Below are 23,312 nucleotides of genomic sequence, written 5' to 3'. Positions count from 1 at the left end.
TTCTGCCGAAATTCATGAAAAGAAAAACCATCATCGCCATGATACTTGCCCTGGGGATCATCTCCGCAGGAGCCGTGACCTATCAGGGATTTGCTTTTGAAAAGGATAAGAAAGAGGCGGAGACCATTGCCATTGAGGCGCGGACTCAGGCACAAACCATCCAGGAAGAAAGAGACCAGGCGTTAATTCAAGAATGGTCGGAAAAGGTCTATCCCGGCGTTACGGTCATGGGGCTGGATCTATCCGGAAAAACCCTGGGGGAAGCCCAGAAATCCATCCAAACCGATCTCCTCGACAAGGTGAAAAAAACCGGAGTGGTGGTGAAAGCCCGGGAAAAGGAATTTACCATCACCTACGGCGAACTGGATATTGCCCTGGATGCGGAAAAGCTGGCCCAGGAAGCCCTGAGCATTGGCAAGGATCTGAAGGATTCGGAAAAACTTCAGCGTATTGAAGGGAAAGAGGCGGTAGAACTGACCCTGGAGTTCACCCACAACACGGACAAAATCGAAACCTTCGTGAAGCAGGTGGAGAGTCAGGTGAATCAGGAAGCAAAGGAAGCCACCATTTCCTTCAGCGGCGGTGATTTTAAAGTCACGGATCACGCCGATGGGCTCATCATCAATGAAGAAAAGCTGCTCACCGACTTAACGGCAGCCCTTTCGGATCTGGCTGCACCGAAAACGGTGGAGGCGGAGATTGTGGTCTCCCATCCCCGGGTTACCTCGGAGGATCTGAAGGAAATCAACGGACAGCTGGCTTCCTATACCACTTACTACGGATCATCCATCGAAAACCGAAAATATAATGTGGCCTTTGCGGCATCGAAGATCAACGGTACGGTCCTGCTTCCCGGGGAAACCTTCAGTTACAACAAGGAAGTCGGCGCCGTGACCTTGGCTGCAGGCTTTAAGAACGCCGGCGTCTTTGTGGGCAATAAAGTGGAAGACGGCGTAGGCGGAGGTCTCTGCCAAGTATCCAGCACGCTCTATCAGGCGGTGCTTCACAGCAATCTTAATGTGGTACAGCGTCGAAACCACAGCATGGCTGTGGCTTACCTGAATCCCGGAATGGATGCCGTAGTGTATTCCCCATCCCTGGATCTGAAGTTCACCAACAACTATGACAGCCCGGTTTATGTCTATGCCTATGGCGCCAACGGAAAACTCACCGTGGCCATTTATGGGGATACCCAGGATCTGGGCGGAAAGACCTACAAGGTCTTCTCCGAGACCACAGCCGTCCTGCAGCCCCAGACCATCCGAGTGGCCGACAACACCCTTTATGTCGGAGAAGAGGTCGTGGACCAGAAGCCCGTCACCGGATACAAGTCCAAAACCTACCGACAGACTCTGGTGGGCGGAAAAGTTGTGGCTACGGAAGTCATTTCCCAGGACAGCTACAAGAAAGTGGACAAGATTGTCCGCTATGGCACCAAGGAACGGCCGGCAACGGTAGAACCGGTGGAAACGCCAGCACCCTAAAGAGACCATCATCCTTTCACAGAAACAGCACCGAGCGGCCACTCTCGTTTTCGAGGGGGCCGTTTCTGCTAGAAGAAGGTTTGCTGCGGAAGGGGAGAAGCCGTTTCTGCCGGGTGACCCGCCTGAGGCAAGGTTCAAGACTTGGGACTTTGCTCCGGAAAACGGGACTTTTCAAGGACACTTGTAACATCCTATTCACGAATTCCCCCTTGGGGTATGGTAAAATAATGGAAGAATGCCCTGAAGAAGGGGAAATGCAGATGTAGGCCCACGGCCGAAGAGGACAGGAGGATCACGATGGAAATCGTCAAAGCGGTAGAAAGAAATGTGGAAAAAGTCATCATCGGGAAAAATAGTGTGGTGAAAAATATACTCAAGGGGATCCTGGCCGGAGGGCATATTCTCATTGAGGATATTCCAGGCATCGGGAAGACCACGCTGGTGAAAGCCCTGGCCAAGAGTCTCAATCTTAGCTATTCCCGGATTCAGTTCACACCGGACTTGCTGCCTTCGGATATTCTTGGCGTATCCATCTACAACCAGAAGGAAATGACCTTTGAGTTCCGGAAAGGCCCGGTATTTGCCCATATCGTCCTGGCCGATGAAATCAACCGGACTTCTCCGAAAACCCAGGCAGCACTTTTGGAAGCCATGGAAGAACATCAGGTTTCAGAAGGGGGAGCTATTTATCCCTTGGAGGCGCCGTTCTTTGTCATGGCCACGCAAAATCCCATTGAGTATGAGGGAACCTTTAATCTTCCGGAAGCCCAGCTGGACCGGTTCATGATGAGGATCCGCATCGGCTATCCCAGCCTGGATGACGAAGTGACCATCTTGAAAAGGGTGAGAGAAGAGCTGCCCCTGAACCACATCGGGCCGGTGGCGGATCTTTCCGATGTCCTTCGCCTTCAGGAGATGACCCGAAAAATCAATGTGGCGGATCCCATCTATCAGTACATCGTCAATATTGTGAAGGAAACCCGTGAAAGCAAGCTCTTCACGTTGGGTGCCAGCCCCCGGGCGTCCATTGCTCTCATGCGGGTCAGCCAAGCCACGGCCCTCATGAAGGGCCGGGATTTTGTCATTCCGGAAGATGTGAAGGAGAATGTCGGCATGGTGCTTTCCCACCGCCTGATCCTCTCCTCCTATGCCCGGGGGCAGGGAAGCAGCGCTTACGAAGCCCTGCAGATCATGGTTTCCACGGTGGAGCCACCCCGAATGGATCTCTGAAATGAGGATCGACTTTAAATTTCTCGGGGGATTTTTAGGCATCATCCTGCTCTATTATGCGGTGGGCGGCGTGGTCTTCACGTCCTTATACTTCATCTTTCTTTGTATTTTTGTCCTGGCCGTTATGTCCGTGTTTTTCTTTCTCCGAAAAGTCAGCGGGAAAATTACTCCCGTGCGCCCGGAGTATGAGGTGTTTGACACGGCACGGATTCTGATTCAGATTTACAATGACTCCCGGTTTTTTCTTCCCCATGTCACCGCCATCATGAACCGGGATGAGATGGAGACGCGGAGCATCGGACCCCGGAGAAAGATTCAGCTGGCCTATAACGCCTATCTCACCCATCGGGGGATCTATGAGTTTGACCACATGAACCTGGAGATCCGGGATATCTTCAATATTTTTACCCTGACCAAACTGCTCCATAAGCAAAGCATCCGGGTTTACCCCAAAATCAAGGACATGAGTCATTATGCCTTTGAACTGGGCGTGGGCAGCGCGGGAATCAGCGCATCCCGGTCGCCGCAGAAGGATCCCTACAATACCCGGGAGCTTCGTCGCTATGCCCCGGGAGACAGCCTGAAACGGATCAACTGGAAGGTCTCCGCTAAACAGGGGGAGCTTTATGTTCGAGTGGGAGAGCAAACCAAAGGGATGGATTTTCTTCTGGTCATTGACATGAATGAGTCCATCTATCGTCTGGATCCCGACGGCCTTAAGGAAGAAGCCCTGATCAGCACGGCCCTGGGGGTCTCCAAGATGCTCATTGCGGCGGGAAAGGACCATAAGGTGATCATCAATGCCCTGGAGCGCAAGGAGGTGGAGATCCGCCGCATGGCGAATTTCAACGCCCTGGTGGAGTATATGGTGGAACACAACTCCGTGGGCCGGAAGCCCCTCCACGAATTTATGAATGAAAAAACGGAAATTTTCAAGGGTGCAGCGTCCATCATTATCTTTTCTTCGGACCGGGGACCGGATCTTCGTCATGTGGTGGAGAAAGTCAAGGACAAGTACAACCACATTACCTGGTTCTCCTGCATCGGTCGAGGAGGACAGGAGGAGCTGGAAGGCATCACCCTTTTGGAAATCGAGGATATCTGATATGGAAAAAGTTAAAGGCAGACTCCTGCCCCTGCTTCTCATCTTTATCAATATGCTCATCGTGGCATCCGTCATGGAGAGCGCATACTACATCGAAAACTTCAGCATGTTCCTGCTTTTGGGGTATGCTTTCTTTCCTGTGCTCACAGGACTGGGGTTCATCGGTGCGCTGCGGGGAAGGGGAAAACTTCTACGGGGAGTTTTCTTCTTTCTTTTTCTTGGGGCGGTCTATGTCTCGTTTCTCTTGATCTCCAACCTTCCCGTGGAGAAGATTCCATCGGATCTGGATCGCATTGTCACCCTGATTACCCGGGGGCAGCGGCTCTCTTTCCAGAATTTTGAGGTGATTATGAAGCTTCTCGTCTTTGCGGGAAGTGTGATCCTCACCCTGACCCTCTATATTTTCCCCTATCAGCTCATTATCTTCGATATGGGCCTTATTTTCTTTCTTTGGATTGTGGACTACTATGACAACACCTATCGGTATCTGCGGTATTTTCTTCCCCTCTGGGCGTTTAGCATCATCCTCTATCGCGCTGGCCTGGCCGACAAGGAAGCGAAAAACTTCAAGGTCAACAAAGGGGCCCGCATTCTGCAGGCGGTAGCGCTGACCCTGGTGATCACCCTGGCTTCTCTTCTCATCAACATTGATGAGAAGGGGGTCTACTCCGATCGGATCTGGAATTATTTCAACAATCAGGTGGTTCCCGAGACCTTTCTGGAGGGTCGCAGCATGAAAGACCCCTTCAATATTTCCGCATCGGGATACACAGATTCGGAAAGGCTCCTCGGTGGCAATGTGAACATCAATGAGGATGAAGTGCTCTGGGCTGTGGGCGAGGAACCCATTTACCTGCGGGGAAATGTTCGGCTTCGCTATACGGGAGTAGCCTGGGCCCGGGACAATGTGGTGTATGAAACCGGCGGACGGGTGGATGCGGAAAGGGTGGCGCGCTATGAGGAGCTGGTTCAGGGTGATGAGGAAGCCCTGAAAATGATGGAAATCCGTCCGCGGAAGACCATCACCTCGAATCTCTTTAACAGCCTGTATGCCCGGGAGATCACTTTCCCCAATTCCTTCGCCCGGGTATTCTACGACCCTATTTTGGGCGTGTTTGCCAGCAATGAGACCGTGACATCCAATTACCGCATTGCCTACTACCAGGAAGATGCGGTGGAGAAGTCTCTGCGCCGGGTTAATCCGGGAAGTCAGCTGTCCGATAATAGTCCTTATCTTCAGCTCCCCTTCACCGTCACGGAGAGAACGCGGGCGTTGACCCAGGAAATTGTCCAGGGGATTCCTTCCGTACTGGGAAAGGCAGAAGCGATCACCGCGTACCTCAAGGCCAACTATGCCTATACCCTGACGCCAGATACCCCCCGGGACTACGTGGATTTTGTGGACTATTTCCTCTTTGAGGATCCGGAGGGCTACTGTGTGTATTTTGCTACGGCGCTCACTGTCATGCTTCGCATTGCCGGAGTACCCTCCCGTTATGTGGAAGGATACAAAATGGGCACGGAAATGCGGGGGGACCGTTATATTGTCCGTAACAGCGATGCCCACGCCTGGACCGAGGTGCTCGTGGATGCGGATAATGATATCTGGATGACCTTTGATGCCACGGGAACCCCTCGAGAGCTGATTTACGGGGAAGAGCCCAATCCCGATGACGGACCTGTGGTCGATCCTGATGACCCGGTGGAAACCGCACCCAACGAGACCGGCAGCGAGAATCCCCGGCCCGGCCAGGACGAGGAAGATCCCGAGGTGGTCAATCCCGGAGCTTCGTGGCTTCGCCTGATCGTGTTGGTTCTTTTGGCTGCAGGGTCCAGCTTCCTTCTGGTGCTGTTTGGCGTGAAAAAATGGAGAATTCATCAGGCTTATTCGAAAGCCTCGCTGAAGCCATTTTTCCGGGAAATCACCCAAGGGCTGGCATATCTCTATATGGAGCGGCAGCCTGGGGAAACTCATTTGGAAATGGCGGCCCGCATTAAGGACAAGGCTGTCCGGGAAGCCTATACCCGCCTGGTGGAGGAAGTTTACAAAGAAGAGTTCAGTAAAGCCCCTGGTCATTTTGATGAGCGAAAAGAGCTCCGGGAGAGGGTCTATCTCCTGGTCAGGGATTATCGGGGGAGAGTCTTTTACCTGGTGAGGAAGCATTTCTGGTAATATGGTATGATGTACACAGCAAAAGAAGAAGGAGACAAGTATGTATAAAATGATCTGCATCGATATCGACGGCACATTGGTTCAACCGGATCTTTCGGTTTCTCAGGCCAATGCGGAGGCCATTGCCAAGGCGAAAGCCAAAGGAGTGGTCATTGCCCTCAGCACCGGCAGGATGCACCGGAGCGCTCTGGCGTATGCTGACGAGCTTCAGCTCACCGACCCCATCATTTCCTCCAATGGCGCCTACGTGCGGTCCAAGGAGGGAAATGAAGTGTATTATGAGCAGAATCTCTCCACGGAGGATCTCCAATTTCTGGTGAACACCTTGGAAAAGTTTGACACGAAGATCAACTTCTATGATCCCCGGGAGATGTTCATCTCCGAAGTTCGGGATTATGTTCTGCGCTATGAGCGGGCTGCTGCTACTTTGCCGGAAAATCGGCGCATCGCCATCCGGTATTTGAGCGAGAGCTACACCATGGAGGATTTTATTGCGGAGAAGGGTGGAAAAATTCAAAAGGGCATCGTCTTCCCCCGGCCCGACCGCATCGACGCCATTCGGGAAGCCGTCGCTCAAAATCCATCCATCCGGGTGGTTAGTTCCGGCGCAGATAACTTGGAATTCACCTCTTGGCATGCCGATAAGGGCAAAGGCGTCCTGGCATTGGCCAAAGTACTGAATATCCAGCCCCATGAGATCATCGCCGTGGGGGACAGCGAAAATGATCTGGCTATGCTCCGGGTGGCGGGGATGCCGGTGGCCATGGGGAATGCCGCTCCTGAAGTTAAAGCCGCGGCAAAATATGTCACGGGGACCAACCTGGAAGATGGGGTGGCCCGCATGATCCATCGTTTCATTTTGGAGGAAAACCCATCATGATCAACATTGTTCTGTTTCGGCCGGAAATTCCACAAAACACCGGGAACATCGGAAGAACCTGCGTTCTCACCGGGGCGAAGCTCCATATTGTCGGTCCTATGGGGTTTCAGATCAATGACAAGACCGTTACCCGCGCAGGACTGGATTACTGGAACGAACTGGATTTGACCATCTACGGAAGCTTTGAAGAGCTGACTGCGAAGTATCCGGATCGTCCGTTCTACTTCTCCAGCACGAAGGGAAAGCGCTTCCATACGGAGATCGCTTTTGAGGAAGACTGCTTCATCGTCTTTGGCCGGGAGTCCAGCGGTTTACCAGAACATCTTATGGAGCAGTATAAGGATCAGCTTTTCCGGGTTCCCATGATCGAGACCAGCACCCGGAGCCTGAACCTCTCCAATACAGTGGCCATTGTCGCCTATGAAGCCCTTGGACAGTTAAATTTTCCGCACATGTGTTGACGATTACATCATTGCGGTGCCAAAATCTGCGGAATTTCGCATCAATTTTAGCAAATTTTTTCGTGATAGACGAAAGATATCGTAATTTCATGGGGTTACTCCCCCGGATTGCCACGATAAATATTGAGATTTTGTTAATAAGCCGATATAATGGAAACAACGACATTGCGTCGAACGAATGTATGGAGGGTTTATTGTATGAAGAAAATGCTTGCTATCCTCATGTCCATCATGTTGGTTGGTATGGTGTTTGTTGGTTGCGGCCAGAAGTCCGGATCTACCGGATATGAAATTGCGCTGATCACCGACAAAGGCAATATCGACGACAAGTCTTTCAACCAGGGCGCTTGGGAAGGCGTAGTTAAGTTTGCGGAGGCCAACAAGGTCACCCACAAATACTACAAGCCTGAAGAAGCTTCCGATGCCGGATACCTGGCTGCCATTGATCTGGCTGTCACCGGTGGAGCAAAGGTCATTGTTACCCCAGGATTCCTCTTCGAGGTTGCTGTGTACAATGCGCAGACCAAGTATCCCGATGTGAAGTTCATCCTGCTGGACGGAGCTCCACACACTGCAGACTATGCAACATTCAAGACTGAAGCCAACGTAGCCAGCGTTATGTATGCCGAAGAAGAATCCGGCTACCTGGCAGGCTATGCCGCAGTTATGGATGGAATGACCAAGCTCGGATTCATGGGCGGAATGGCTGTTCCTGCAGTTCAGGCTTTCGGTTACGGATTCCTTCAGGGCGCAGAAGCTGCGGCCAAGGAACTGAATCTGGCTGATGGCACCGTAAAGGTCACCTATCACTACACCGGAAACTTTGAAGAGAACGACACCAACAAGGCTACCGCAAAGACCATGTACCAGGAAGGCGTCGAAGTGATTTTCGCTTGCGGCGGATCCGTAGGTAAGAGCGTTATGTCTGCTGCTGCTGAAGCCAAGGGCAAAGTCATTGGCGTAGACGTTGACCAGAGATACGATAGCGAAACCGTCATCACTTCAGCAATGAAGGGACTGGGAGCTTCCGTTGTCAGCGTTCTGGAATCCATCTACAAGACCAACAAGTGGGCTGATTTCTCTGGAAAGACCACTTTCTTCAATGCTAAGAATGATGGCGTAGGTCTGCCGACCGTCGTTATCGGAGATGCCAAGGCCAATGCCTTCGACAGATTCTCCAAGTTTGACAAAGCTGCATATGACAAGGTCTTCGCAACCCTCGTTAGCGGAAGCGTAAAGCCCATCCGTGAGTTCAAGGTTGCTGCTGAAACCGGATATGCCACTGCAGATGAACTGACCACCAACCTCAAGCTGGTGAAGGTTGCTGTAGAAACAAGATAATTATTCCGGACTGTTCCACTCACATATTGGCCTGAGCCTTATGTAAGTAAGAATGTAAATGGGGGAAGGCGAGAGTTTTCCCCCATTTTGTCCATTAAAAATACAGAGGGAAGAAGAGGTTAACGTGGATAATAATTATGTTATTGAAATGAGAAATATTACCAAGATATTTCCCGGAATTATCGCCAACGACGACGTCACCCTGAACTTAAAAAAAGGCGAGATCCATGCTCTCCTTGGCGAAAACGGCGCAGGCAAGTCTACTCTGATGAGTGTCCTCTTCGGACTTTACCAGGCCGAAAAGGGCGAAATCCGAATGAACGGCGAAGTGATAAAGATCAATAACCCCAATGATGCCAATCGACTGGGCATCGGCATGGTTCATCAGCATTTCAAGCTGGTGGAGATTTTTACGGTTCTGGAAAATATCATTCTCGGGGTGGAACCCAACACCATGGGATTCCTCCAGAAAAAAGACGCTCGGGAAAAAGTAGTGAAGCTCAGTGAGCAGTACGGACTCAAAGTAGATCCCGATGCGCTCATCGAGTCGATTTCCGTGGGAATGCAGCAGCGTGTGGAAATTCTGAAGATGCTCTATCGGGACAATGAAATCCTGATTTTTGACGAGCCCACAGCAGTACTGACACCCCAGGAAATCCGGGAGCTTCTGGATATTATGAAGGGATTTGCCAAAGAAGGAAAATCCATACTGTTCATTACCCATAAGCTTAATGAGATTAAAGAGGTGGCTGACCGTTGCACCGTTCTCCGAAAGGGAAAATATATCGGAACCGTGGATGTCATGACCACATCAAAGGAAGAACTCTCCAAGATGATGGTAGGCCGGGATATCAGCTTCAGTGTTGACAAAGAACCCAGCAAGCCTGAAGACGTGGTGCTCTCCGTGCGCAATCTGACGGTGGCCTCCAAGATCCATAAAAATAACGCCGTGAAGAATGTTTCCTTTGATGTTCGCCGTGGTGAAATCGTTTGCCTTGCCGGAATAGATGGAAACGGCCAGACGGAACTGGTTTCGGCACTGACAGGTCTGGAAAAATCCACGGGAGGTACCATCACGCTCCTGGGTCAGGATTTAACAAAGGCGACAATCCGCAAGCGTTCCACTTCCGGAATGAGCCATATCCCGGAAGACCGCCACAAGCATGGTCTAGTCCTGGATTACAGTTTGGAAGAAAATCTTGTGCTTCAGCGGTATTTTGAACCGGACTTCCAAAAGCGCGGGTTCATCCGTTTTGATGCCATGCGTAAATATGCGGATAAACTGATCAAGCAGTACGATGTGCGCAGCGGCCAGGGACCCACAACCCCAGCCAGAAGCATGTCTGGCGGAAATCAGCAGAAGGCGATTATTGCCCGGGAAATTGACAAGAAACACGAACTGCTGGTGGCTGTACAGCCCACGCGAGGTCTTGATGTGGGCGCCATTGAGTATATTCACAAACAGCTGGTGGCCACCCGGGATGCCGGCAAGGGTGTGCTTTTAGTCTCCCTGGAACTGGATGAAGTCATGGATGTCAGCGACAGAATCCTGGTCATCTATGAAGGGGAAATTGTCGGCGAACTGGATCCGAAGACGTCCACCGTGGAAGAGCTGGGACTTTATATGTCCGGCGCCAAGAGGAATGTACAAAAGGAGAACAGCGATGGAGAGTAAGAAAAAGTTATCGTTAAAGTCAATCACAGGCAATAAGGGATTCTCATCCTTTACTGCTGCGCTGTTAGCCATTGTGCTGGGCTTGGTTTTTGGATTTATCGTCATGCTGGCTGCGGATTCTGCCAATGCCGTGGCGGGTTTCTCGAACATCATGGCCGGCGGATTCCGCCGAATTGGTGATGTGTTCTACTTTGCCACCCCCATCCTCATGACGGGTCTGGCCGTGGGCTTTGCCTTCAAGATGGGGCTCTTCAACATTGGAGCTTCTGGTCAGTATACCATGGGTATGTTTTTCGCCCTTTACGTGGGCTTCATGGTGGATCTGCCCAGCAGTATCCATTGGGTTGTGGCCATCATTGCAGGCATGATCGGCGGAATGCTCTGGGGAATCATCCCGGGAATATTCAAGGCTCTTCTCAATGTGAATGAAGTCATCACCTCCATCATGTTCAACTACATCGGCATGTACCTGGTGGACATGTGGATTCAGGGAAATGGCACCATGTACATTTCCTCCAAAACGAGAACCAACTACCTGCCAGCCACCGTACAGATCCCGTCCTTGGGGATCAAGGGCTCCAACGTCAACGTCAGCATTATCCTGGCGGTGATCATCGGTGTCCTGCTCTATATTGTTCTCCAGAAAACCACTTTCGGGTATGAACTGAAAGCCACCGGCTTCAACAAAACGGCAGCGGACTATGCGGGCATGAACGGCAAGCGCAACATTATCCTCACCATGGCCATTGCCGGTGCATTGGCCGGTCTGGGCGGCGCCTTCGCCATCCTGGCCCCCTCTGCGATTCCCGGAAGCAGCATGACCTATGAGCCCATCAACATCATCGCCTCGGCTGGTTTCAATGGTATCGCCGTGGCTCTTCTGGGCAACTCCCATCCGCTGGGCATCATTTTCTCCTCGATCTTCGTCTCCCATATTCAGCGAGGAGGAACCTTGGCCAGCCTTCAGGGATATAAGCCGGAAATCATCGACGTGGTTATCGCGGTCATCATCTACTTCTCGGCCTTCGCCCTGGTCATGAACTCCGCCTTGGGCAAGTTCATCAAGAATAGACGACATCATGAAACGCCGGCGAAGAAAGAGCCGCTGGAGAAAGTAAAACCCGCAAAGGAGGAGAAATAATGGATACCGTATACTACCTTGTGCAAAATATGCTCCCTGTAGCCATTCCATTGCTTCTCGTAGCCCTGGGCGGTATGTTCAGTGAACGCAGCGGTGTCATCAACATCGCCCTGGAAGGTATTATGCTCTTTGGCGCATTCTTTGGCGCACTATTTGTGTATAACATCCAGAAGAGCGGCATGAATCCCCAGACGATCCTGCTTCTCGGGATGCTGGTGGCTGCCGTGGCAGGCATCGTCTACTCGCTCCTTCTGTCCTTTGCTGCGGTGACGATGAAAGCCAATCAGACCATCACGGGAACCTCCATGAACATGCTGATTCCCGCAGCCATCTTGCTGTTCTCGAAGATGTTCTTCAACAGCGACGGCATCACCACCAATGTGAACTTCTACATCCAGAAGGTTCCGGGATTAGGCGATCTGCCCTTTGTTGGTCCCCTGTTCTTCCAGAAAACCTATCTGACCATCTACATCGGTTTTCTGCTCATGGTGGTTTCTACCATCATTTTCTACAAGACCCGCTTTGGTCTCCGACTTCGGGCTTGCGGAGAGCATCCCCAGGCCGCAGATTCTGTGGGCATCAATGTCTACAAAATGCGTTATGCTGGAGTCACCATCTCCGGTATTTTGGGCGGAGTCGGCGGATTCTTCTACTCCGTCGGCGTCATGAGCGGAAATGTCAACGGGCATACCGGCGTAGCCGGATTCGGATTCCTGGCCCTGGCGGTGATGATCTTCGGCCAGTGGCGTCCAGGCAGAATTCTGTTCGCGGCTCTGTTCTTTGCGTTCCTCCGCACCTTAGCCTATTCCGTCTCGCTGATTCCTTTCCTGAACAACTTGGGAATCAACCAGACCTACTACAAGATGCTTCCCTATGTCGCGACCATGGTGGTTCTGGCCTTCACCTCCAAGAAGTCCCGTGCGCCGAAAGCGGAAGGGATTCCTTACGATAAATCTCTTCGTTAAGCAGGGAAACCCCTTGCAAACTTCCGGCCGAGCCCGTATAATATTCTCAATATGAAACTCCGTGATGGGGAAGAGTACATGATGAACAGTCTTTAAAGAGAGCAGGGGAGGGTGAGAACCCTGCAGGACGACATGATGGAATGGGCCCCGGAGAGGCAGTGCGAAACGCAAGGAGTAGTGACTGACGGGTGCCCGCCGTGACAAGGGATAGGATATGCTAGTATCCGAAATTGAGATGCGCAGCCTTTGGGCTACGCGAAATCAGGTGGCAACGCGAGTGACTTCGCCCTGTTAAGGGGCGAAGTCTTTTATTTTATCCAATATTTTGTGAAAGGAGGAATCATCATGTGGTGAACGGAGAAGAAGTTATCACCCCCACGGCCGGCCATTGGGCCTTCAAAAATGAAAGGAAGTTATCAGTATGAATGTCAAAAAGCTTACCCTCTCCGCCATCCTTCTCGCCATTGGCTATCTTCTTCATCAGTTCGTTCCCGGAATCCCCTTTCTTGGGGGGATGAAGATGGATTTTCTCCTGATCATGATGTTTTTCTCCATCTTCATGATGGACAGTTATCGTGAAGTTCTGGCGGTGAGCCTGGCCTGTGGTGTGATTTCCGCCATGACCACCACCTTCCCCGGGGGGCAGATTGCCAACCTGGTGGACAAGCTCGTCACCGGTGCGCTGGTATTCCAGGGCTATCGACTGCTGAAGCCCCGCATGGCACGGACAGCCCTGACCCTTCTCGTGGCTGCCGTGGGAACGATTCTCAGCGGAAGCATCTTCCTGGCGACGGGACTGGCCGTGAGTCAGGCCCCCCTGTCCTTTGGCGCTCTCTTCCTGGGGGTAGTCCTCCCCACGGCGATTCTCAACACCTTCATGGCCCTTCTTCTTCAGCGGATCATGGACCGGGCAGGGTATGTGAAACTACTGGGATCCCCCACCCCCAGCAATTCTTAAATATTTCTGAGGATTTTCGAGGATATTTTGAGGGTCAAAGGGCTTCTTGTATACTGAATTTCAAGAGAGGGCGCATCCAAAGGCGCCCAGAATAAAGCGAGGTACAAGATGAATAAGATTAAGCTCATCACCGACAGCACCTCAGATCTGACCCCTGATCTGGTGTCAAAATATGATATCGAAGTTCTGCCCCTCAATGTCCACATCGGGGACAAGACCTATAAAGACGGTCAGGACATTACGCTCAGTCAGATGTACGCCGGCGTAAAAGCCGGAGGACCTTTCCCCACCACCAGCCAGGTCAATCCCCAAGAGTTCCATGATGCCTACAAGAAGTATCTTGACGAAGGCTACAAAATTATCTCCGTCCATATCTCCAGTCTTCTTTCCGGAACGATTCAGTCCGCGGAAATTGCAAAGGATATGCTGGAAAGTGAAGATATTACCGTGATCGACTCCCAGGGTGTTTCCGCCGTACTTCTTCTTTCCCTCGTGGAAGCGGGTGAGATGATCAAGGCCGGGAAAAGTTATGAGGAAGTGGTGGCCGGAATCCGGGAAAACTGCAGCCGCACCAAGGTGCTCGTCACCTTCGACACCATGGAGTATCTGGTCAAAGGCGGACGCGTACCGAAATCGGTCGGCGCCATTGGCGGATTTTTAGGCATCAAGCCCCTGATTTCCCTCAAAGAAGGCAAGCTGGAAATGGTGGATAAAGCCCGAGGCACCAAGAAGGCGCTGAAATCCCTGCTCAGTTTTGTGGATGAAGCCCAGGTAAGACCCGGCACGAAGGTTGTGGTCATCAATTCTTTAGACAGCGAATCCAATCGCGCACTCTGTGCACACCTGGAGGAAAAGGGACAGTCCTATCTGGAAATCCAGGTGGGTTGCGTCATTGGCGTCCATGCAGGACCAAAGCTCACAGGGGTTTTCTACTTAAGCTAAGAATCTTGGAAAAGAAAGGAGAGGCAACTCTCCTTTTTCGTTGCGATAAAATTGAATTGAACACAATCTATTTACAAAGGGACTGAAAAAAGGTATGATAAAAGAAAGCATTTCAAGGTAACTTGAGATCATGACGACCAATCGGGGAGGATCATATGACACATATTTATGAAACGATCATTCTGGGCGGTGGACCCGCCGGACTTTCTGCCGCGCTTTATGCCGGACGGGGAAAGCTGGACACCCTGCTCATCGAAAAGGGTTCCTTTGGCGGACAGGTAGCCACGACCTATGAAGTGGACAACTATCCGGGAACGGACATCGGCATCACCGGCCCGCAGCTGGCGGACAAAATGCGCAAGCAGGCCGAGACCTTCGGCACCAAGTTTGTGAAGGAAGACATCGTGAACGTGGAGCTTCAGGATAAGATCAAGAAGATCACCACCACCAAAGGGGAGTATCTCGGAAAAACCGTCATCATTGCCACGGGAGCTTCGCCCAAAATGGTGGGGTTCAAGGGAGAAGCGGACCTTCGCGGCCGAGGCGTCTCCTACTGCGCAACCTGTGATGCGGATTTCTTCACCGATCTTCCCATCGCGGTCATCGGAGGCGGGGACTCCGCCATCCAGGAAGCCCTCTACCTGGCCAAGTTCGGCTCCAAGGTGACGATTATTCACCGCCGACAGGGGTTCCGGGCAGCACAGTATTTGGTTGACCGGGCAAAAGCCCATGAAAAGATCGACTTCCTGCTGGACAGTGTCGTGGAGGAAGCGGTGGAAACCGAGGGACTGCTGACAGGATTAAAGATCCGGAATGTTGTTACGGGAGAAGTCACAGATTTCCCGGTGGATGGCGTCTTCGTCTTTGTAGGTTATGAGCCCATCTCGGACCTCTTTGTGGGAAAAGTAAAGATGAATGATTTTAAAGAAATCATCACCGATGTCTATATGCGAACCGATGTCCCCGGCGTATTTGCGGCAGGGGATGTCCGGGAAACCACCATCCGGCAGGTGGTCACCGCCGCCGCCGATGGGGCAGTGGCAGCCATCTCCTGTGAGAAATATCTGGGCGAAGAAGCGTAAAGTCAGGACCTTGCTGGGGAGTATTCCCATGGCAGGGTCTTTTTCTTGCCATTTACATTTGATTCTGTAAGGATTAGAATGAGTTGAGAATTATTCTCATAAAGCACACAAAAGAGACGGAAAGGAATGAAGAATAGATGAATAAAAAAATCGCTATCATTGGCGCTACGGGAATGATCGGTTCCCGCGTCCTGATGGAACTCATTGCCCGGGAATATGTGATTACCGCCATCTCCCGCAACCCCTTTGATCTGCCGGGAAGTACGCTGATTATCGCCTGTGAAGGGGATGTCATGGACAGTAAAGTGGTGACGGGCCATGTGAAAGCCCTGGAAAATGAGGTGCTCATCAGCGTGATTAACCCGGATCCAGCCCATCCGGAAACCTTTGTCGAAGCTGCCCGCAACCTGGTCAAAATCGCCGAGGATTCCGGCATCGATAAACTGATCACCGTGGGGGGAGCTGGAAGCCTGCTGCTCCCGGACGGCACAATGCTCATGGATTCACCGGATTTTCCGGAAAGCTTCAAAGCCATCGCCAAGGCCCATAAAGAAGCCCTGGAGGTCTATACCTCCCTGGAGGGAAACAAGTTCAACTGGATCAACGTCAGCCCGGCATCTCAAATTCATCCGGATGAAAAGCGGGGAGGGTACCGCATCGGGAAGGACAACCATCTCCTGCAGGATGCCTCCGGACGCTCCTTTATCTCGGCAGAGGATTTTGCTTCCGTTGTAGCAGATCTCATTGAGGACGAAACTGTACGCAATCAGCGGATAACTGTAGCCTATTAGCTAAATATTGACAAATTTCTCTTTTTTACTGGAATCAGATCATGTATACTGGTGATAGCATAGGGAAAGGGATCATCGATTATCGACAAATCCCAGGACAGAGGGGGAACGGGGGAAATTGAAACAGAAATTCATCATGGCATTGGCAGGCCTTCTATTGGTCTCCTTTTGCATGAATGCTTATCTATTGGTCGCCATGAACCGGGTGGAAAAAATCACCACCACCAACTCCAATCGGCTTCAGTATTTGGAAGATAATCTGGAGAAAGCCGTTTACGAGGTGGTGAGCAAAGAGAACTTCCCCCATGAGAACAGCATGGTGGAGGACTTAAGTTGGGGTCTTTCGGATATTCTGGATGCCCAGAAGAAAACCTCCCAGCTGAATCTGCAGTTTAAGCTGAAGAACATTGACACTTCGTCCAACGTCTTTGTTTCGGTGGAAACCGTGGAGGGCTTGGAGGAACTGGTGGAAGTGCAGCTTCTCAACGAAACCACCTACGCCTTCGAGAAAATCATCTCTGTGCTGGAGCCCCTGCGGATTGATCTGGTGGTGGAGAAATACGGCGAGAAGCGCATTGAAAATCTCGTGGATGAAACGATGCTGTATCGCAAGTTCACCGGCGATTCCACCATGAATCTTCTTGATTTTTCCTATAAGTACAATGAAACCACCCATGAACTCAATACTTCCTTCAGCAGCCAGGTGATCTTCTCGGCGCTGATGGACCTGTCTGTAGTGAAAGCGGACATTGTCATTGAAAAGGATGGCCTGGTACTGTCCAGGCTGCCCATGGAGAAAACCAAAAGCGCAGCCCCGGAGAATCAGATCTATGAAGGGAAGGTCACGAATTTCAAGGTCCTCACCCAGGACCCGGAAATCGTGGATTTCACCATCCTCATCGAAGACAGCAAGGGGTTTGTCTACCGGTATAATTTCGCCAAGTTCCGGTTTATCTCCGGCGAAGCGGTGATGCAGACCAACTATCTGCCAGAACTATCCATGAAATGAGTAGAAGAGATTCGGGGCAAACCTGAATCTCTTTTGTTTTGCTAAAATTTGAGCAGAGGTGGATTTCCAGGCAAAAAAGCACCGAAGTCTGGATGGACTTCGGTACTTTAAATTAATAAATTCGATTTTGGAACCACCAGGTGGAGGCGCCACTGTCCACAAAACGGTCCAGCTCTTCCGGGCCAAAGGAACCCACGTTGTAGGGCTTTAGCAGGGTGTTTCGATCTCCGTTGACGGTGCTTTGGATAGAGTCCACGTACTTCCAGGTGAGCTGGAGCTCATCCCATCGGGTAAACAGGGTGGAGTCTCCGTTCATGGCATCCAGAAGGAGCTTCTCATAGGAGTCGGGAGAGTTGAAGAGATAAAGACAGCTTTGGCAGTAATCCATCTCCGCCATGGTCATCTGGTCCATGACTCCTGGTTTCTTCACATTAAGATGGAGGGTTATGCCTTCATCGGGTTGGATCTTGATTTCCAGGATGTTGGGCTGATTGTCCAAATCCAAGGTATAGGGGTTGCTTTTTCGAAACTCGATGGTAATTTGGGCAGTCTTGTTTTTCATGGCTTTTCCCGTGAGGAGATAGAAGGGGACCCCCTGCCATCGCTCATTGTCGATGAAGATCTTCGTGGCCACCAGAGTTTCGGTGGTGGAATCCTCAGAAACCTTATCTTCCTGGGTATAACCGCTGTACTGTCCCAGGATCAGCCGGTGGGACAGATCCTCCGGACCAAAGGGGCGTAGGGCTTCAAAGACTTTCACCTTCTCATTGCGCACATCGTCGGCATCCAGGCTTACGGGGGGCTCCATGGCGGTGATGGCGAGGAGTTGGAGCAGATGGTTCTGCACCATATCCCGCAACGCGCCCGTATGGTCGTAGTAGCCCCCTCGGGTCCCCACGCCTTCTTTCTCCAGGACGGTGATCTGCACATTGTCAATGTGGTGCCGGTTCCACACCGGGCCAAAGATGGTGTTTTGGAATCGGAGCATGTTGATGTTTTGAATCATTTCCTTGGCCACATAGTGATCGATGCGGTAGATGTCTTTCTCCGGGAAAACCCGGGCGATGCTTTCGTTCAGCAAGGTGGCGCTGTCCAGATCCTGGCCGAAGGGTTTTTCAATGACCAGCCTCTGCCACAGGGAGGGCAGGGCCCGAATGCCGCTGGACTCTAGATTTTCGACTATGGGGCTGAAGTAATCTGGAGATACCGCCAGATAGAAGAGGAAGCTTCTTTCGGGATCAGAAGAGGTACGATCCTCCAGGGTCTGCTTCAGGCGCAGGTAGTCTTCAGGATTGTCGAAATCCAGGCGAAAATAGGAGATTGCTTTGGCAAAGTCCAGAAATTCCTGGTCATCAATGGCTTTGGTGGAGAATTTTTTCGTGGCATCCAAGAGATCCTGGTGGTATTCCCCATGGGTTTTGGGTCTTCTTCCGATGGAAAGCAGGGAGAAGTCCTTGGGCAAAAAACCGTGGAGATGGAGCTGGAACAGGGCAGGAACGAGTTTTCGGTGGGTCAGGTCCCCCGTTCCGCCGAAGATAATCATCTGGGTTTGTATTGTTGCATCTGTTATCATATCGATCCTCCGGACCGTAGTCCTCATGTTGTATTAAATGGGTTTCTGATGAAATATTATACCATAGCCCCGTGGCTGAAATGTGAATAAAGATTGAAGTCCAGGCTTAGGGGTCAGCGGGTTTCGTAAACCATTGCAAATCAAGAGGCTGGGGTGACAGAATTGTCCCAAGGGAGAATATTTATTAACAGAAAACGGGTATAGTTAATCATTTATTTACATGAAATGGCTCTTTTTTTCGGCAAACATGTTTTAAAATGACAGTATATGGGTTATAATGTGGTTGTGGGACAAAAGATGACGTGGTGGGACATAAACGTCAAGGGGTGGAACGATGAACAGTTTTATGAAAATACAGCAGAAGATCATTCCCGAAGCCACCGCTTTGCTGGAAAGACGGTATTCTATCCTTAGAACCATCTTCAACAGCCAACCCATCGGACGGCGCACTCTTTCGGCAAAGCTGGAACTGGGAGAACGAATTGTTCGGGGAGATCTGGATTTTTTCAAGTCCATGGATCTCATCGAAGTGTCGCTTCCCGGCGTCACCTTAACCGAGCAGGGCATTGAGATGCTCAACAGTTTGCGGGCCTTCGTCTCGGAGGTCAAAGGACTGGAGGATATCGAAAATCTCCTGAAAAAGGAGCTGGGCTACAAGAAAATCATTGTGGTTCCCGGCGATTCCGACAAAGATCCCAATGTGAAACGGGAGCTGGGCAACGCCGCAGCCATGTGCCTTTCCGGGATGATCCGGCACAAGGACATCATCGCCCTCACGGGAGGAAGCACCATCAAAGAAATGGTGGACAGTTTTCCCCGGATGGATTTCAAGGACAATCTCATTGTTCCTGCCCGAGGAAGTCTCGGGAAGATCATTGATATTCAGTCCAACAACCTGGTGGCAGCCTTGGCGGAAAAGCTAGGCGCGCCATACAAACTTCTTAACGTGCCAGACAATCTCAGCAGCCAGTCCTTGGAGGTTCTTCTGAAAGAGAAGGAAATTCGGGAAGTGGTGGATCTCATTAAGAGAGCGCAGATTTTGGTTCTAGGCATCGGCCGGGCAGATAAAATGGCCCAGCGCCGAGGACTATCCCGGGAGGAAATAACCGAGCTTCTTGAAGAAGGAGCCGTGGGCGAAGCTTTCGGTACGTACTTCGGAAAGGGAGGCAAGATTATCCGGAAGATTAATTCCGTGGGAATCCGCCTCGAGGATTACAACAATGTGGGCACCCTGATTGCCGTGACGGGAGGGTCATCGAAGGCCGAAGCCATCGATGCCGTGCGTCTGGGCAATGAGAATGCCATCTTGGTCACCGATGAGGGGGCCGCAAGAAAAGTGATGCAGATATTAAAATCTCAATACAATGAGTTTTAAATAAATCCAAATTTTAGGAGGAGATTTATCAATGGCAGAAGTATTAGTTGGAGTAAATGGTTTTGGTAGAATCGGAAGATTGGCATTCAGAGCAGCACTGGAGAACCCCGAAGTTAAGGTTGTCGGTGTCAATGATCCTTTCATCGACCTGGATTACATGGTGTACATGATCAAGTATGATTCCGTACACGGTGGATTCAAGGGCACGGTGGAAGTGGATGAGGCCAACAACAGCCTGATCGTCAACGGAGAAACCGTCAAGGTCTTCGCTGAAATGGATGCAGCCAACATCAACTGGGCCAGCGTAGGCGCAGAGTATGTTCTGGAATGCACCGGAATCAACACCACCATCGACAAGGCTCAGGCACACATGAAGGGTGGAGCCAAGAAGGTAGTCATTTCCGCTCCTTCCGCAGATGCGCCCATGTTCGTTATGGGTGTAAACCACAAGACCTACACCACTGACATGAACGTTATTTCCAATGCATCCTGCACCACCAACTGCCTGGCTCCTTTGGCCAAGGTTATCCATGACAAATTCGGCATTGTGGAAGGTCTCATGACCACCGTCCATGCCACCACCGCTACCCAGAAGACCGTAGACGGACCCTCCAAGAAGGACTGGAGAGGCGGCAGAGCAGCTGCAGCCAACATTATCCCTTCCTCCACCGGAGCCGCCAAGGCTGTGGGCAAGGTTATCCCTGAACTGAACGGAAAGCTCACCGGAATGTCCTTCCGTGTACCCACCATCGATGTTTCGGTTGTGGACCTCACCGTCAGACTGGAGAAGGGTGCCAAGTACGAAGAAATCAAGGCCGCTGTGAAGGAAGCCTCTGAAGGCGAATTCAAGGGAATCATCGGATACACCGAAGACGCTGTGGTTTCCACCGACTTCATCCACGATCCCCGCACCAGCATTTTCGATGCTGACGCCGGCATTTCCCTGAATGACAACTTTGTCAAGCTGGTCGCCTGGTATGACAATGAATGGGGTTATTCCAACAAGCTGGTGGATCTTGTGGCATATATTGCCAAGGTAGACGCTGCGAAGTAGTATCATCCTGCATAAAGGTCTGGTCCGATAGTCTTGGCTATGTGGCCAGACCTTTTCAAGGAACAAATAAGTTTGAGGTGAAGATCATGAGTTACAATAAAAAGACCATTGAAGACATTCAGGTCGCCGGAAAGCGAGTCCTCGTCCGATGTGACTTTAACGTTCCCCTGCAGGACGGCAAGATCACCGATGAGAACCGGCTTTTAGGGGCTCTTCCCACCATCAAGTATCTATTGGACCATCAAGCCAGAGTCATTCTCTGCTCCCATCTGGGCAAACCCAAGGCTCCGGAGGCAAAGTCCTCCCTGGCGCCGGTGGCGGCAAGACTCAGTGAACTGCTGGGCCTGGAAGTCAAGTTCCCTGCCGATGACACGGTGGTGGGCGAGAATGCCAAAAAGGCGGCAGAAGAGCTGAAGGATGGCGAAGTCATGCTTCTGGAAAATACTCGTTTCCGTCCGGAAGAATCCAAGAATGGCGAAGAGTTTGCCAAGGAATTGGCCAGCCTCGCTGAAATCTATGTCAATGATGCCTTTGGCAGCGCCCATCGCGCCCATGCCTCCACAGAAGGCGTCACGAAGTATCTGGACACAGCCGTGGCCGGCTACCTCATCAACAAGGAACTGAAGTTCCTGGGAGAAGCCGTGAACAATCCCGTACGTCCCTTCGTGGCCATTTTGGGCGGAGCCAAGGTTTCCGACAAGATCAATGTGATCAATGCCCTGCTGGACAAGGTAGATACCCTGATCATCGGCGGCGGCATGTCCTACACCTTCCTCAAATCCCAGGGCTACACCGTGGGCACCTCCCTTCTGGAAGCCGACCGTGTGGAATATGCCCAGGAGATGATTGCCAAGGCCAAGGAAAAGGGCGTTCAGCTTCTTCTTCCCGTGGATAATGTCATTGCGGACAAGTTCAGTGCCGATGCGGCACCGGTGGTCACCGAAGATGCCAATATTCCGGAAGGCTATATGGGACTGGATATCGGACCCAAGACCGCTGATCTGTATGCCGATGCCATCAAGGGCGCCAAGACCGTCATCTGGAACGGCCCCATGGGTGTTTTCGAATTCGAGAACTTTGCCAAGGGAACCATCAAGGTGGCTGAAGCCATGGCCGAATCCGATGCCACTACGGTCATCGGTGGAGGAGACTCCGCCGCAGCGGTGAATATTCTGGGCTTTGGGGACAAGATGACCCATATTTCCACCGGAGGCGGAGCTTCCCTGGAATTCCTGGAAGGAACCGTTCTGCCCGGTATCGCTGCACTGAACGACAAGTAGGAGGATCGAATATGCGTAAGCCAATTATCGCCGGAAACTGGAAAATGCACTACACCGTGGATGAAGCTGTGGCTGTGGCCAAGGCGCTGACTCCTCTGGTCAAGGATGCCGAGGCCGATGTGGTCATTTGTGCACCCTACATTCATCTGCCGGCTCTGGTCAAGGAACTGGAAGGCACCAACATCAAGGTTGGGGCACAGAACATGCATTTTGAAGAGAAGGGAGCTTACACAGGGGAAATCGCCCCGTCGATGCTCACCGCTCTGGGCGTGGAGTATGTGATCATTGGTCACTCGGAACGCCGACAGTACTTCAACGAAACCGATGAAACGGTGAATCTGAAGCTGAAAACCGCTTATCGCCATGGCCTTCTGCCCATCCTTTGCGTGGGCGAGTCCCTGGAGGACCGGGAAGCCGGCACCACGGATGCGGTCATCGAAAATCAGATCAACAAGGCTTTTCTGGAGATTTCTCCGGAAGATGCCCTGAAAACCGTCATTGCCTATGAACCCATCTGGGCCATTGGCACGGGAAAAACAGCCACCAGCGAACAGGCCAATGAGACGATCCGCGCGATCCGTCACATGGTCATGAATCTCTACGGCGCGGCCATTGCCGATGCTGTTCGGATTCAGTACGGCGGATCCGTCAAACCCAGCACCATCAAGGAGCAGATGGGGATGTCGGATATCGACGGCGCATTGGTCGGCGGAGCCAGTCTCGTGGCCGATGACTTTGCGAAAATCGTGAACTTTTAGACCTTGCCAAACCTCCGGATCATGGTGATACGGAA

Annotated in this window: 20 protein-coding genes and 1 other annotated feature; of the genes, 19 read left to right on the top strand and 1 reads right to left on the bottom strand. The window is 51.6% G+C overall.

The genetic code is table 11. The features are described from left to right. Nucleotides 1-14 precede the first annotated feature (14 nt). The 15 genes from KCG48_RS07410 to KCG48_RS07340 all read left to right on the top strand — a co-directional run bounded on the left by KCG48_RS07410 (nucleotide 15) and on the right by KCG48_RS07340 (nucleotide 17,237). Nucleotides 15-1,484, top strand: coding sequence for a VanW family protein (locus KCG48_RS07410; RefSeq protein ID WP_211800968.1), 1,470 nt, complete (start codon nucleotides 15-17; stop codon nucleotides 1,482-1,484). A gap of 297 nt (nucleotides 1,485-1,781) precedes the next feature. Next, nucleotides 1,782-2,714 carry an AAA family ATPase gene (locus tag KCG48_RS07405; protein ID WP_211800966.1) on the top strand — a complete coding sequence of 311 codons (933 nt, stop codon included), beginning with the start codon at nucleotides 1,782-1,784 and terminating at the stop codon, nucleotides 2,712-2,714. Nucleotide 2,715: 1 nt separating this feature from the next. Then, nucleotides 2,716-3,819 (top strand): DUF58 domain-containing protein, encoded by a 1,104-nt coding sequence (locus KCG48_RS07400; protein WP_211800965.1) that lies wholly within the window; start codon nucleotides 2,716-2,718, stop codon nucleotides 3,817-3,819. A 1-nt stretch (nucleotide 3,820) separates the two neighbouring features. Beyond that, nucleotides 3,821-5,992, top strand: a complete 2,172-nt coding sequence (locus KCG48_RS07395; RefSeq protein WP_211800964.1) for a transglutaminase-like domain-containing protein — start codon at nucleotides 3,821-3,823, stop codon at nucleotides 5,990-5,992. A gap of 40 nt (nucleotides 5,993-6,032) precedes the next feature. Continuing rightward, entirely contained in the window at nucleotides 6,033-6,872 is an 840-nt protein-coding gene (locus KCG48_RS07390; RefSeq protein ID WP_211800963.1) for a Cof-type HAD-IIB family hydrolase, read from the top strand. Continuing rightward, on the top strand, nucleotides 6,866-7,333 hold the full coding sequence (locus KCG48_RS07385) for a tRNA (cytidine(34)-2'-O)-methyltransferase (protein WP_211801087.1): 468 nt from the start codon (nucleotides 6,866-6,868) through the stop codon (nucleotides 7,331-7,333). Before KCG48_RS07390 ends, KCG48_RS07385 begins: the two co-directional genes overlap by 7 nt. Nucleotides 7,334-7,531: 198 nt before the next feature. Next, nucleotides 7,532-8,674 (top strand): BMP family lipoprotein, encoded by a 1,143-nt coding sequence (locus tag KCG48_RS07380; protein WP_211800962.1) that lies wholly within the window; start codon nucleotides 7,532-7,534, stop codon nucleotides 8,672-8,674. A 148-nt stretch (nucleotides 8,675-8,822) separates the two neighbouring features. Continuing rightward, entirely contained in the window at nucleotides 8,823-10,349 is a 1,527-nt protein-coding gene (locus KCG48_RS07375; RefSeq protein ID WP_211801085.1) for an ABC transporter ATP-binding protein, read from the top strand. Then, complete coding sequence (locus tag KCG48_RS07370; RefSeq protein WP_211800961.1) at nucleotides 10,339-11,490, top strand: ABC transporter permease; 1,152 nt, start codon at nucleotides 10,339-10,341, stop codon at nucleotides 11,488-11,490. The genes KCG48_RS07375 and KCG48_RS07370 overlap by 11 nt, the downstream gene beginning before the upstream one ends. Next, entirely contained in the window at nucleotides 11,490-12,455 is a 966-nt protein-coding gene (locus KCG48_RS07365; protein WP_211800959.1) for an ABC transporter permease, read from the top strand. Before KCG48_RS07370 ends, KCG48_RS07365 begins: the two co-directional genes overlap by 1 nt. 52 nt (nucleotides 12,456-12,507) lie before the next feature. Beyond that, nucleotides 12,508-12,749: a binding site (T-box leader), on the top strand. A gap of 127 nt (nucleotides 12,750-12,876) precedes the next feature. Beyond that, nucleotides 12,877-13,413 (top strand): tryptophan transporter, encoded by a 537-nt coding sequence (locus KCG48_RS07360; RefSeq protein WP_211800958.1) that lies wholly within the window; start codon nucleotides 12,877-12,879, stop codon nucleotides 13,411-13,413. Nucleotides 13,414-13,521: 108 nt separating this feature from the next. After that, nucleotides 13,522-14,355, top strand: coding sequence for a DegV family protein (locus KCG48_RS07355; protein WP_211800957.1), 834 nt, complete (start codon nucleotides 13,522-13,524; stop codon nucleotides 14,353-14,355). Nucleotides 14,356-14,510: 155 nt separating this feature from the next. Beyond that, on the top strand, nucleotides 14,511-15,437 hold the full coding sequence (gene trxB / locus KCG48_RS07350) for a thioredoxin-disulfide reductase (protein ID WP_211800956.1): 927 nt from the start codon (nucleotides 14,511-14,513) through the stop codon (nucleotides 15,435-15,437). A gap of 137 nt (nucleotides 15,438-15,574) precedes the next feature. Continuing rightward, nucleotides 15,575-16,228, top strand: coding sequence for an NAD(P)-dependent oxidoreductase (locus KCG48_RS07345; RefSeq protein WP_211800955.1), 654 nt, complete (start codon nucleotides 15,575-15,577; stop codon nucleotides 16,226-16,228). 172 nt (nucleotides 16,229-16,400) lie between these two features. Continuing rightward, nucleotides 16,401-17,237, top strand: coding sequence for a hypothetical protein (locus KCG48_RS07340; protein WP_211800954.1), 837 nt, complete (start codon nucleotides 16,401-16,403; stop codon nucleotides 17,235-17,237). Between the two features lie 112 nt (nucleotides 17,238-17,349). Here the strand turns inward: KCG48_RS07340 and zwf are convergent, their stop codons facing one another. Further along, nucleotides 17,350-18,810 carry a glucose-6-phosphate dehydrogenase gene (gene zwf, locus KCG48_RS07335; RefSeq protein ID WP_211800953.1) on the bottom strand — a complete coding sequence of 487 codons (1,461 nt, stop codon included), beginning with the start codon at nucleotides 18,808-18,810 and terminating at the stop codon, nucleotides 17,350-17,352. A gap of 334 nt (nucleotides 18,811-19,144) precedes the next feature. Here zwf and KCG48_RS07330 point away from each other — a divergent pair, with 334 nt between their 5' ends. The 4 genes from KCG48_RS07330 to tpiA all read left to right on the top strand — a co-directional run bounded on the left by KCG48_RS07330 (nucleotide 19,145) and on the right by tpiA (nucleotide 23,277). Then, nucleotides 19,145-20,185, top strand: a complete 1,041-nt coding sequence (locus KCG48_RS07330; protein WP_211800952.1) for a sugar-binding transcriptional regulator — start codon at nucleotides 19,145-19,147, stop codon at nucleotides 20,183-20,185. 31 nt (nucleotides 20,186-20,216) lie between these two features. Further along, nucleotides 20,217-21,239, top strand: a complete 1,023-nt coding sequence (gene gap / locus KCG48_RS07325) for a type I glyceraldehyde-3-phosphate dehydrogenase (protein WP_211800951.1) — start codon at nucleotides 20,217-20,219, stop codon at nucleotides 21,237-21,239. 86 nt (nucleotides 21,240-21,325) lie between these two features. Next, nucleotides 21,326-22,519: a phosphoglycerate kinase gene (locus KCG48_RS07320; RefSeq protein WP_211800949.1), complete on the top strand. Its 1,194-nt coding sequence runs from the start codon at nucleotides 21,326-21,328 to the stop codon at nucleotides 22,517-22,519. Nucleotides 22,520-22,530: 11 nt separating this feature from the next. Further along, the gene (gene tpiA / locus KCG48_RS07315; RefSeq protein WP_211800947.1) at nucleotides 22,531-23,277 is read left to right on the top strand and encodes a triose-phosphate isomerase; all 747 of its coding nucleotides are present in this window, start codon (nucleotides 22,531-22,533) and stop codon (nucleotides 23,275-23,277) included. Nucleotides 23,278-23,312: the final 35 nt, after the last annotated feature.

The sequence above is a fragment of the Proteiniclasticum sediminis genome (assembly GCF_018128025.1).
In the GTDB taxonomy this organism is placed as follows: Bacteria; Bacillota; Clostridia; order Clostridiales; family Clostridiaceae; genus Proteiniclasticum; species Proteiniclasticum sediminis.
Note: the sequence above shows the minus strand (reverse complement) of the source record. Positions and strands in the feature narration are given on the sequence as shown.